The following is an 11,299-nucleotide window of genomic DNA, read 5'->3' on the forward strand; positions in this document are numbered from 1 at the left end:
ATTCTTTAGCCGCTTTTTTATCAGTAGATCGAAATCCTATACGCCTATCACACCCATATATGGATCAGAAAATGAGTCTTCGTTAGTCTCAATACGACCCGCAAACCGGCGACTAAAACTTGGTTCATTTTGAATCGTCACTGTAAAGTCATACCAACCACCAAATTCAGACATATCCCAACTCAACTCTTTTTCAGCTGTAGTCGTTTCAATCTGCCATGTCTTATTCGGTAAATAAGCATTCGCTTTTACAATCAATTTTGCTGTTTGTGCGCCATCATTGCGTACTTTCAAGAACAGTTTCGGATCACATTCTTCCATACACACACGGATTTCTGGCAAAGCTTCAAACTGACTTACTTGAGCAACATTACCCGTAAAGCTACGATGGAAACCATTGGGACCCAAAACCCATAAATCATATTGGTTATCTTTGGTCTTCCAAACATCATCAAGTTGTTTGCCTGCTTCCACCATATAACGGCGTGGGATAGCATCTAAATTCAACTTATCATAAACATGAAAGACAGCAGCATGTGTTCCTGTATTAGAGAACATCAATTTTACCGTTTTCTTTGCAGCATCTACTTTGGCACTGGTATGCAAAATATAAGGTAATGCGCGTGATAGTCGAACACCAATTTCCTGTACAGGATAAGATTGGCTTAAAGGACGAATGACTTGTGCCATCCCTTCCTGTGCTTTACGAATTGCATCGGCTTCGGATTTACTCTTTTTACCCGATAGATTATCAAGCGGGAGAAAATTAGGCGTTTTAAAGTTAAAAGCTGAAGTTAAATCGCCACAGACAGCTCGACGGTATGGGCTAATATTCGGTTCTTGCACTCCAAAGCATTGTTCTAAGAAGCGGATCACCGAAGAGTGATCAAAGACTTGTGAATTTACCCATCCACCACGGCTCCAAGGCGAAATAATGTACATCGGTACACGGATACCAGGTCCATAGACTCCAACACCATTGCTTACTTTAGGATCAGTAAAATTTGGTTGCCCCGCAGAAGCTTTCGCATGCGTCGCGTACTCATACGACATTTGTTCTTTTGTTAACGTTGATTTACCACATACTTCACCAGACACATCAATTGATGGTGCACTTGGAGAAGGAACATGATCAAAGAAGCCATCATTCTCATCAAAATTAATCAAGAAAACGGTTTGGCTCCACAATTCTGGTCGTTCAGTTAAAGCATTTAATACTTCCTGAATATACCATGCCCCTTGAACAGGGCTTGAAGGACCAGGATGTTCACTATAAGTCGCTGGTGCAACCAACCAACTCACTTGTGGCAATTGACCTTTAGCAATATCTTCTTTAAATGTTCCCAAAAAACCGCCATCAGGCATTGTATTGGCAATTCCTTTATACAACGGTTGTGTCGCATCAATCGCAGGATCATAAGCAGGACAGTCTGAATTATTGTTCACAGGTTTACCAGACAATTCATTGGCACGGCGGTACTGTTTAAAACCTGCCAATGGGTTATCAGTAAAGTTATCAGGCATATTTTGATAAACTTTCCACGTAACGCCTGCTTGCTGTAACCGTTCTGGATAAGTTGTCCAATCATAACCCACAGTTGACGGGCCAATATCATCTAAATCATTCACCACACTCGCAACATTGGCACCTGTTGGGCCATTGGTGCCCGTCCATATAAACATCCGATTTGAGTTTGTTCCCGTATGCATCGCGCAGTGATAAGCATCACAAAGAGTAAATGCATTTGCTAAAGCAAACTGAAAATCAACTTCCTGCTGTTTATAATATCCCATAGATTGTGGCTGCTTATACTGCACCCAATTGCCCATACGACCATGATCCCAAGCAAACTGACCATCTGTCCATGAATGCGGCGTACCACTGACACGCTGTGCATTACCACGACTGCTGTCTAGATGATAAGGATAAACTTTATTCTTATTGGCATCATATTGTTCCCATACCTTACGTCCTTGAGTTAAAGGAATGGTAAAACGATCACCAAAACCACGTACCCCTTTCAAGGTCCCAAAATAATTATCAAAGGAGCGGTTTTCTTGAGTCAAAATCACCACATGTTTCACGTCTTTAATGGTACCCGTTTCAACTTTGGCATCAATCGCAAGCGCTTTTTGGATGCTCATTGGAAAACTGGTGAGTGCAGCTGTACCAAACAATGCTTTGGTTGAATTTAATAAAAAATCACGACGATTCATTTTTCTAATTTCCTTATTTTTATCAATTAGGGAGCACAATGGATTTTACAATTTGATGTAGGCGGCTTTGGATCTGGTGTGGGTGTATTATTGGTGTTATCACTATCGTTACACGCACTGATGAAGAAGCAACTGCTGGTCAGCACTGCCAAAAGGAAATTTCGCATTTTACTATCCGTTAAATATTCGTGCAGATAGTCAATACAAAATAAGTGACAATTCGATGATGATTTGATCGCAATTCGATGACAAAAATAGATAAAAAAAAGGCGGTCTAAACATACCAGACCGCCCGCACTATCAACTGGAGATTACCAACCGAGTGCCTGCTGTTGCTTCTGAATCAATTCCGCGATTCCTTTTTCTGCAAGCTCTAACATGGCATTGGACTGCTGGCGAGTGAACGGTTTCTCTTCTGCCGTTCCTTGAATTTCAATAAATTCGCCCGCTTGTGTCATCACCACATTCAAATCCGTTTGGCAATTTGAATCTTCTTCGTAACACAAATCGAGTAGGACTTCGTCTTGGTACATTCCTACTGAGATTGCTGCTACGAGACCTTTTAATGGGTCTTGTTTAATCTTTTTATTGCTCAGCAACACATTCATGGCATCAACTAAAGCCACCGCTGCGCCTGTAATGGCTGCTGTACGAGTACCGCCATCTGCTTGAATGACATCACAGTCAATCGTAATCGTGTTCTCACCCAACTTCTTCAAATCCACCATGGCACGCAGACTACGACCAATGAGACGTTGGATTTCTTGGGTACGTCCTGTTTGTTTACCGCGCGCTGCCTCACGGTCACTACGTGTATGCGTCGAACGTGGCAACATACCGTATTCAGCAGTCACCCAACCTTGACCTTGACCTTTCAAGAAACGTGGAACTGAGTTATCAATACTTGCTGTACACAACACTTTGGTATGACCAAACTCAACCAAAACTGAACCTTCTGCGTAACGGGTATAGTTACGTGTGATTTTTACTTCACGTAATTGGTCTAATGCTCTTTGGTCAATACGCATAACGATTCCTTAAAACTATGGCACAAATATGATTGCGCCATAGTATAGCTCAATTACACGTGCTTTCAGTTTTACTTATTCGTTACAATTCCACGAATAAGCAATCCTTTAAGCAAATTTAAATCTCGCTTTTAAATTAGTCCAACCTTGCGCCAATTGTGCCGACATATCATTTGGCAATGAACATTTTGCTAAACGTACCCAAACTGTCCAAAATTGCTTCATGAAATTAGCTTCGTTATAGTTCACGCCATATTCAGCACATAAAGCTCTGATCTGTGGTGCCACTTGTTCATAACGATTTGCTGGCATATCTGGGAACAAATGGTGCTCAATCTGATGGCTTAAGTTACCACTCATAAAGTGCATCCACTTACCACCTGTGAAGTTACTCGAACCACGGATCTGACGTAAGTACCATTCAGCCTTGGTTTCGTTCTCAGTATTATCCGCTTCAAAGGTTTCTGCATCTTCAGTAAAATGACCATTAAAAATCACTGCCGAAGACCATAAGTTACGAATCACATTGGCTACAGCATTACCTGCCAATACTGGGATAAAGTTAATGGTCGCAATCGCAGGGAAAAACACATAATCTTTGAGGACTTGGCGAGTCGCTTTTTTACGAAACTCGGCTGCATCTGCCCACACTTGTTTCCATGTTTTGGTTTTGTAGACCAAAGCATCTTCCAAATGTAGGTTTTGTACGCCCACATACCATTGGAAAAAGAACATTAATTGCAATGCCAATGGAATATTCGCCAAATGACGAACTTCCCATTTTTGATCTTCCGTGACACGTAAGATGCCATAACCAACGTCATGGTCTTTGCCCACAATATTGGTATAAGTATGGTGCATATAGTTATGGGTAAAACGCCAATCATTCCCTGAACACGTATTGTCCCAGTCATAATCTTCACCACGTAAACTTGGGTCATTCAACCAGTCAAACTGACCATGCATGACATTGTGTCCAAGTTCCATGTTTTCGACGATCTTAGATACGCCTAACATTGCTGTACCTAATAACCATACAGGTGGAATCCAACCACCAAACATCAACATGCCACGAGATGCAATCTCGGTATAACGCACAAAATTACGGACTTTATAGATATATTTTGAATCTTCTTCGCCTAAATTCTGCATAACAGCCAAACGAATCTCTTCTACGCGACGACCAAATTCTTCAACTTGCTCTGGCGTTAAATGTGCTGACTTTGATGCTACTTTAAATTCTAATGCCATATTCATTTCAATTATCCTCAATATTTGTTTTTATAGGTCAATCGTGACTGGGCTAAGGGCTTGGCTTACACATAACTTGATCGCACGATTAGGCTGATCATCAATCTCACCCGTAATCACGTTCTGTGTTACACCACTAACTTTAGTACAGCTACAGCGATTACATACCCCCATGCGACAACCATGCTGTGGGCGTAAACCTGCTTGCTCCGCACTACTTAATAGATTGGTCGTTGCAATAAAATTCTGTTGTGCACGACGGAAAGTAATCGGTTGAGCTTCATTAGACTGCTCAATTTGTACAGGTTGGAAAAACTCTTGATGAAAATTTCCTACCGCATCCTGTTGAGTATAAATCTCTTGTGCTTGGCGCATCATGCTGTGATGACCACAAGCATATGCCTGTAATTCTTTAAAGTTCGGAACTAACTTTTCTAATAAAGCGGTATCTAAATGCTGCTTTTGCTGTGCTGTATTAAAAAAGTGATATTTCAGTTGTGGATATTGTTCTGCTAAAGCCAATATTTCCTGATGGAACACTTCAGCACGGTTAAAATACACTACATGAATTTCTTTAAGCTTTTGAGCAACTGCTTGTTTTAACAACGAGTAAATTGCAGTAATCCCAGAACCAGAAGCAATCAAGAGTGCAGATTGTTGTCCTTGATGTAGCACAAAATCACCTTGTGCTTGAGAGATTTCAAAACGATCCCCTACACGCAATTGTTGTGCTGCTTTTGACACTAAGCCTTGAACTTTAATGCCTAATCGAATTTCACCATTTTTAGTAATATCGACAATTGAATAACTACGTTGGTGATAAACCCCATTGATCATTAGCGTGATCAAAACACTTTTACCGGCTTCAACTTCAATTAAATCAAAGTTGTGGTTTGGTTTTATTGTGAGTAAAACCATATCTGAGCTTAACGACTCTACAGCAGTAACTTCTGCAAGAATGCGTTTCCAAGCAAACGTTGGTTTTATTTTTTGCAAAACAAAATCAACAAAATCTTCGCGAATCCAATGTGGCTGATAACTTAACTCTGCGTTCATACGTTCCTCGTTTTGTATCTGGCTATTTATTTTGAGTGAACAAATGTTCGTGTAGTGAACATGTGTACACTATATTTATTTGTGTACACTGAGTCAACACTTGTTCACTATTTTTTTGAATATTTTTTATGCTTTTTTATAAGTAATTAGAAATATTAATAAAATAATTATTCTTAGGCTTCACCACTCCAAAAGCGATTCCTCATATTTCTTTGTCTAATTGAAAATGTGTCTGATTTAGCTATGGATTAGGGCTAAAAAAATGATGTTTTTTTTGCTAGACTCTACCGTATGGTTTTAATGGATCTTATTCATGTCGATTAGAGATGAACGAAAACAACAGAGTCGTCAGGCTTTACTTGATGCAGCGCTCCACCTCAGTACTTCTGGACGTTCATTTAGTAGTATTAGTTTGCGTGAAGTTGCACGTGAAGTTGGCTTAGTCCCAACGGCATTTTATCGTCATTTCCAAGATATGGAGGCATTAGGGCAAGAACTGGTTGACCAAGTGTCTTTGCATTTAAAGAGCCTGATTCATCAATTAGGACAAAGCTATTTACAACATAGTGGTACTGCTAAGACACGTACCAGTATTGAATTGTTTGTACAGGCAGTAAATCACAGCCCACAACAATGGCAATTTATGATTGCTGAGCGCTGGGGTGGTTCTGAAACCGTTCGTATCGCAATTGCACGAGAAATCGAATTTTTAATTGAGGATCTCGCAATCGATTTATGCAAACTCGAGACCTTTAAACACATTCAAGAAGCCAAAGATTTACAAGTGCTATCAACGATTTTAATTAATATGTCATTTACATGGGCAATGACGTGGATCAACTTACCGAAACAATTTCCAATTGATCGTTTGTTAGAACAACAAAACTTATTTATTGACAATGCAGCGACTCAAGTCCGCTTACTTTTCCGAGGTATCTCGAACTGGGAACCACAAAACGCCTGATCCTATCAAAGCTAAAGTTTGATATATAAAAGCATTGCTTAGCGTTATGATTAATAACACACTAATGCAAATGCCGTTTAGAACACTATGAGGAGCCTATAAGCATCATGAATCCTGATCGTCATACTCAGTTCTTAATTCGTAAAGAAAAAATTTTGCAGGTTGCAGAAAAACTTTTATTAGAAAACAACCAAGAAATGACCTTGGATGAACTGGTTGCCGAGCTAGATATTGCTAAAGGTACTTTATATAAACATTTCCGCAGTAAAAATGAATTACTGTTGGAACTGATTATTCAAAATGAAAAAGAAATCCTCAAGATTTCAGAGAAATATAACACTGATGTTAAAGAATATGCGCCTCGCTATATGCTTTACCATTTAACGTCACCGAGTCGTACGATTTTACTGCATCAGTTAGAAGAACATCTGACGATGACCGAGTCCAAGCTCAAACATCTGTTCGATGAGCTTTATGCAATCCGCCAACAGCGTATTATTTCGCTCAAAGATATGACTGAAAAATATTTAAAATCACAGAATTATGATATGTCGATTCGTGATTATCTTTCTTATATTTGGTCTCTGACTTACGGCGCAGCTTTGCTATTGAATTCAAGCTATTATCAGCGTTCAATTGGTTCTCGTGAGAAGCTGATTAACCTGTATGTAAACCAAGCTCTGTCTTTACCAACACAAAAAGTTCAAATCGATTTAAAAGATTTACAAATCGATCAAAACTAAATAAAAAAGGACTGCAGTAGCAGTCCTTTTTATTGCTCATAGTATGAACTATTTCGCTTTGCGTTCTTTTTCTAATAAGTAATCAACAACTTGTGTCACTTTGCCATCTTCACCTTGCACAACATACTTACCGTTTACAACAACGGCAGGTACGCCCGTAAGTTGATATTGCTGTGCCAATTTATTTGACTCAGCCACTTTTGCAGTGATTGGGAAAGAGTTAAACATACTGTTAAATTTCTGTTCAGGCACGCCATAACGAGCAAAGAATTTTGCTTGTGATGCTTGATCAAAAATTTGTTGTCCGCCGTCATGGATGGCATGGAATAATGGAATATGGGTTTTCTTACGTACACCTAGTGCCTCAGACACATAGTAACCTCGAGCACCCTGCTCCCATACTTTATTCATAGCTGCTGGCGTACGGAGGAAATATACATCGCTTGGAATCTTCTTTAACCACGTTTGCATATGTGGTTCAAGCTTAAAGCAGTGCGGGCAACCGTACCAAAAGAATTCACGTACTTCAATTTTTCCCGCTGGCGCAGCTGTTTTACCCGGATTGGCAACCACGGTATAGTCTTTACCAGCAACAAAATCAGCAGCCATTGCATTCATCGAAAATGCCATTACAGCTGCACTTAAACCACCTAATACTAACTTTTTCATTGAGTTTGCTTTTCCTCTAAGCATTTTTCGTAAGTTTATATGCTAAATATAAATCAAACACGACTAATTCGTTTTGCTTGTGTGAAGTTTTTTATTGGATTTATCGCTTTTTTTTCAAGAAGCGCTACACTAACAACAGATTAAACCGAAATAATCATCCTAATATAGAGGTATTTCCATGTCACAATTGAATGTTGACCCACAAGAAATCGCAAAATTTGAAGCATTGGCTGCCAAATGGTGGGATCAACATTCTGAGTTCCGCCCACTTCATCAAATCAATCCTTTACGTTTAAATTGGATTGACGAACGTGTTGGTGGCTTAGCAGGTAAGAAAGTGCTTGATGTTGGCTGTGGTGGCGGTATTTTGGCAGAAAGTATGGCTCGTCGTGGTGCTGATGTTTTAGGGATCGACATGGGCGAAGCCCCGCTTGCTGTAGGACGTTTACACGCACAGCAAGACAATGTGCAAAATATTGAATATCGTCAAATCCCAGTCGAGGAGTTAGCGCAACAACAAGCAGGACAATATGACGTAGTGACCTGTATGGAAATGATGGAACATGTTCCTGATCCAGCCTCAATTGTCAAAGCCTGTCAAACACTGGTTAAACCAGGTGGACACGTCTTCTTTTCGACCATTAATCGCAATCCAAAATCCTATTTATTCGCAATTATTGGCGCAGAATATGTCTTACGTTTGTTACCAAAAGGCACACATGATTATCATAAATTTATCCGTCCTTCAGAAATGGCGCATGATATTCGTAACGCAGGCTTGAGTCTAAAAGAAATGACCGGCTTACATTACAACCCTATCACTAAGCATTATTGGTTAGCACCCAACGTAGATGTGAATTATATGGTTCATACCACAAATACAGGTGTCTAATGAAAGCCGTTTTATTTGATCTTGATGGTACTTTGATCGACACAGCTGCAGATTTTATTCGCATCATTCAACAAATGTGCCGTGATGAACAGCGTCCTGTTGTTGATGCAGCAACCATTCGCACTCAAGTGTCTGAAGGCGCACGGGCAATGGTCAAATTAGTGTATCCAGAATTGGATGTGACCGATCCCATCTTTCTAGCCCATCGCCAGCGCTTTTTAGATGTATACGGTGACAATATTGTGGTGGATACGGATTTATTTGTTGGGATGTATCCTCTGCTCGAAGAACTTGAAGCAAACCAGATTCCTTGGGGAATTGTGACCAATAAACCACGTGGTTTAAGTGAATCATTATTGGCTGAATTAAATTTAACCGAACGCTGTGCAGTTTTGGTTTGCCCTGAAGATGTCACACATACCAAACCCGATCCAGAACCAATGTATTTAGCCGCTCAACATCTCGGTATCGACGCAGAAGAAATTATTTATGTGGGTGATCATCCACGTGATATTGATGCTGGTCGAAATGCAGAGATGTATACCATTTTGGCAGCTTACGGGTATCTACCAATAGAATCTCGTGATGATCTGAACGCTTGGCAAGCAGATGCAATTATCCAAACTGTTACTGAGTTACATCAACTGCTCAAACAGAAAATCTCTGCTTTATCAGAAAATCAGGGTATGATGAGCTAAACATTCAACATAAGAACTAGGAGGCATAACAATGAAATATTCAGAATATCAACCTCGTCCAGATCTACTCAAAGATCGTATCATTCTCATCACGGGCGCAGGTGATGGAATTGGTCGAGCTGCTGCTCTTAGTTATGCCCTTCATGGTGCAACTGTGGTTTTGCATGGACGTACCCTCAATAAACTTGAAGTCATTTATGATGAAATTGAAGGTTTAGGCGCACCACAACCTGCAATATTGCCATTACAGCTTTCAACTGCATCAAGTCACGACTATGAATTATTGGTCAATACACTTGAGCAGCAATTTGGTCGTCTGGATGGAATTTTACATAATGCGGGCATGCTCGGTGATCGAGTTGAATTAGCGGATTATCCTGTTGATGTTTGGGATGATGTCATGGCCGTAAATTTACGTGCGCCTTTTGCATTAACTCAAGCATTATTACCATTGCTTGAAAAATCTGAGCATGCTTCGGTGGTATTTACCAGTTCGAGTGTAGGTCGTGAAGCTCGTGCTTTATGGGGAGCATACTCTGTTTCTAAAGTTGCAACAGAAGCAATGAGTAAGATCTTTGCAGCAGAAAACACCTATCCAAATATTCGTTTTAACTGCATTAATCCAGGCGGGACCCGTACAGCGATGCGTGCGAAGGCTTACCCAGAAGAAGATCCAAAAATTCTTCCAACGCCGGATAGTATTATGCCTGCATATCTTTATTTGATGGGTGATGATAGTTTAGATATGAATGGGCAAAGTATTGATGCTCAATCTTAACCAATTGAATATAATAAATTTAAACACTATTAAATACGGGCTTCGATGATACTTTTCTAGAGAAATTGCTTAAAGATCTCCATCTTTTTAATGGAAGAATGAATTGATCTTCACAGTTTCTCTGCATTTTTAAGGTACAGTTTTCACATGAGAGACATCCGAAGTCCATAAGGTGCATCATGAAAAAAATTTTCATTATCTTGGTTTTAGGTTCAACAACCCTATTGAGTAGTATGGGTAGTTTTGCAGGTCCACATTTTGATGGTGATGATGACTCACGCGGTGGTGGCTGGCAAGGTCGTAACTTTGATCGTCCAGATGATGAAAACCGTATGCGTGAACGTCGTATGCGTGAAGAACGTGGTGTCGAGCGTTTAAAACAACATCGCTGGCAAGCAGGTTACGTCATGCCACAGCATTATCGGGGAAATGGCTACAAAGTTGATTATAAAGATAATAATCTCCCACGTCCCGGTCGTAATGAGCAATGGTATAAAATCAATAATGATTTTATTTTAGTCAACTCTGATGATAATAGTATTATCCGAATCATGGGGTTCTAAACACATTCTCAGACGATGACTGTACAAAGTTGAAGCGTTGTTTTAGGAATAGATTTATCTTTTTATTTTTTTCGTTAGAATCAGATAAATTGATGTATCTCTGAGATGAACATGGCGAACCAAATGACTGAAACTTCACATAGCACAACGCAAGATTATGTGCATTGGTTTCGCCACTCAGCACCATATATTAATGCCCATCGTGATAAAACCTTTGTGCTTATGTTTGGCGGTGAGGCCGTCTTACACCAAAACTTTCAGCATATTATTCATGATATTGCCCTATTGCATTCTTTAGGGATTCGTTTGATTTTGGTGCATGGCGCACGCCCACAAATTAATCAAAATCTACGTGAAAGCCAAATTGAAACGCCTTTTCATCAAAGTCGTCGTGTGACAACTCGTGCATCACTACGTAGTGTCATGAATGCAGTTGGATC

The 11,299-nt window shown here is 40.0% G+C and carries 11 protein-coding genes and 1 pseudogene; 7 read left to right on the forward strand and 5 right to left on the reverse strand.

Translation table 11 applies throughout. The annotated features are described in order from the left end of the window. Nucleotides 1-36: 36 nt before the first annotated feature. From AAV96_RS01285 to AAV96_RS01300, 4 genes are all read right to left on the reverse strand, one after another. Nucleotides 37-2,217 (reverse strand): phosphocholine-specific phospholipase C, encoded by a 2,181-nt coding sequence (locus AAV96_RS01285; RefSeq protein WP_046738019.1) that lies wholly within the window; start codon nt 2,215-2,217, stop codon nt 37-39. Nucleotides 2,218-2,528: 311 nt separating this feature from the next. Continuing rightward, entirely contained in the window at nt 2,529-3,245 is a 717-nt protein-coding gene (rph, locus tag AAV96_RS01290; RefSeq protein ID WP_004665354.1) for a ribonuclease PH, read from the reverse strand. A 108-nt stretch (nt 3,246-3,353) separates the two neighbouring features. Further along, entirely contained in the window at nt 3,354-4,496 is a 1,143-nt protein-coding gene (locus AAV96_RS01295; protein ID WP_171249102.1) for a fatty acid desaturase family protein, read from the reverse strand. 30 nt (nt 4,497-4,526) lie between these two features. Beyond that, nucleotides 4,527-5,552, reverse strand: coding sequence for a ferredoxin reductase (locus AAV96_RS01300; RefSeq protein ID WP_046738021.1), 1,026 nt, complete (start codon nt 5,550-5,552; stop codon nt 4,527-4,529). A gap of 313 nt (nt 5,553-5,865) precedes the next feature. On the opposite strand from AAV96_RS01300, the gene AAV96_RS01305 reads away from it, so the two are divergent. Together AAV96_RS01305 and AAV96_RS01310 are read left to right on the forward strand one after the other, a co-directional pair. Further along, a complete protein-coding gene (locus tag AAV96_RS01305) occupies nt 5,866-6,516 on the forward strand; it encodes a TetR family transcriptional regulator (protein ID WP_004665357.1) in 651 nt (216 codons plus the stop codon). Nucleotides 6,517-6,623: 107 nt separating this feature from the next. Then, the gene (locus AAV96_RS01310; protein ID WP_004665358.1) at nt 6,624-7,259 is read left to right on the forward strand and encodes a TetR/AcrR family transcriptional regulator; all 636 of its coding nucleotides are present in this window, start codon (nt 6,624-6,626) and stop codon (nt 7,257-7,259) included. Nucleotides 7,260-7,307: 48 nt separating this feature from the next. On the opposite strand, the gene AAV96_RS01315 is transcribed toward AAV96_RS01310, so the two are convergent. Continuing rightward, nucleotides 7,308-7,928 (reverse strand): thiol:disulfide interchange protein DsbA/DsbL, encoded by a 621-nt coding sequence (locus tag AAV96_RS01315; RefSeq protein ID WP_005163611.1) that lies wholly within the window; start codon nt 7,926-7,928, stop codon nt 7,308-7,310. Nucleotides 7,929-8,106: 178 nt separating this feature from the next. Between AAV96_RS01315 and ubiG the strand changes: the two genes are divergently transcribed. The 5 genes and pseudogenes from ubiG to AAV96_RS01340 all read left to right on the forward strand — a co-directional run. Beyond that, nucleotides 8,107-8,820, forward strand: coding sequence for a bifunctional 2-polyprenyl-6-hydroxyphenol methylase/3-demethylubiquinol 3-O-methyltransferase UbiG (ubiG, locus tag AAV96_RS01320; protein WP_004665360.1), 714 nt, complete (start codon nt 8,107-8,109; stop codon nt 8,818-8,820). After that, nucleotides 8,820-9,518: an HAD family hydrolase gene (locus AAV96_RS01325; RefSeq protein ID WP_004665361.1), complete on the forward strand. Its 699-nt coding sequence runs from the start codon at nt 8,820-8,822 to the stop codon at nt 9,516-9,518. The genes ubiG and AAV96_RS01325 overlap by 1 nt, the downstream gene beginning before the upstream one ends. 31 nt (nt 9,519-9,549) lie before the next feature. Beyond that, nucleotides 9,550-10,296 (forward strand): YciK family oxidoreductase, encoded by a 747-nt coding sequence (locus AAV96_RS01330; protein WP_004665362.1) that lies wholly within the window; start codon nt 9,550-9,552, stop codon nt 10,294-10,296. Nucleotides 10,297-10,475: 179 nt separating this feature from the next. Beyond that, on the forward strand, nt 10,476-10,859 hold the full coding sequence (locus AAV96_RS01335; protein WP_046738022.1) for an RcnB family protein: 384 nt from the start codon (nt 10,476-10,478) through the stop codon (nt 10,857-10,859). Between the two features lie 111 nt (nt 10,860-10,970). Further along, nucleotides 10,971-11,299: pseudogene (locus tag AAV96_RS01340) on the forward strand (amino-acid N-acetyltransferase); the annotation flags it as partial.

This window comes from Acinetobacter sp. AG1 (genome assembly GCF_001005525.1).
Taxonomy (GTDB): domain Bacteria; phylum Pseudomonadota; class Gammaproteobacteria; order Pseudomonadales; family Moraxellaceae; genus Acinetobacter; species Acinetobacter modestus.

Excerpts from the sequence above, each read along its gene's own strand:
- AAV96_RS01335 (WP_046738022.1), top strand. The coding sequence starts at position 10,476 with ATGAAAAAAATTTTCATTATCTTGGTTTTAGGTTCAACAACCCTATTG.
- AAV96_RS01305 (WP_004665357.1), top strand. The coding sequence starts at position 5,866 with ATGTCGATTAGAGATGAACGAAAACAACAGAGTCGTCAGGCTTTACTT.
- ubiG (WP_004665360.1), top strand. The coding sequence starts at position 8,107 with ATGTCACAATTGAATGTTGACCCACAAGAAATCGCAAAATTTGAAGCA.
- AAV96_RS01325 (WP_004665361.1), top strand. The coding sequence starts at position 8,820 with ATGAAAGCCGTTTTATTTGATCTTGATGGTACTTTGATCGACACAGCT.
- AAV96_RS01310 (WP_004665358.1), top strand. The coding sequence starts at position 6,624 with ATGAATCCTGATCGTCATACTCAGTTCTTAATTCGTAAAGAAAAAATT.
- AAV96_RS01330 (WP_004665362.1), top strand. The coding sequence starts at position 9,550 with ATGAAATATTCAGAATATCAACCTCGTCCAGATCTACTCAAAGATCGT.
- rph (WP_004665354.1), bottom strand. The coding sequence starts at position 3,245 with ATGCGTATTGACCAAAGAGCATTAGACCAATTACGTGAAGTAAAAATC.
- AAV96_RS01285 (WP_046738019.1), bottom strand. The coding sequence starts at position 2,217 with ATGAATCGTCGTGATTTTTTATTAAATTCAACCAAAGCATTGTTTGGT.
- AAV96_RS01315 (WP_005163611.1), bottom strand. The coding sequence starts at position 7,928 with ATGAAAAAGTTAGTATTAGGTGGTTTAAGTGCAGCTGTAATGGCATTT.
- AAV96_RS01300 (WP_046738021.1), bottom strand. The coding sequence starts at position 5,552 with ATGAACGCAGAGTTAAGTTATCAGCCACATTGGATTCGCGAAGATTTT.
- AAV96_RS01295 (WP_171249102.1), bottom strand. The coding sequence starts at position 4,496 with ATGGCATTAGAATTTAAAGTAGCATCAAAGTCAGCACATTTAACGCCA.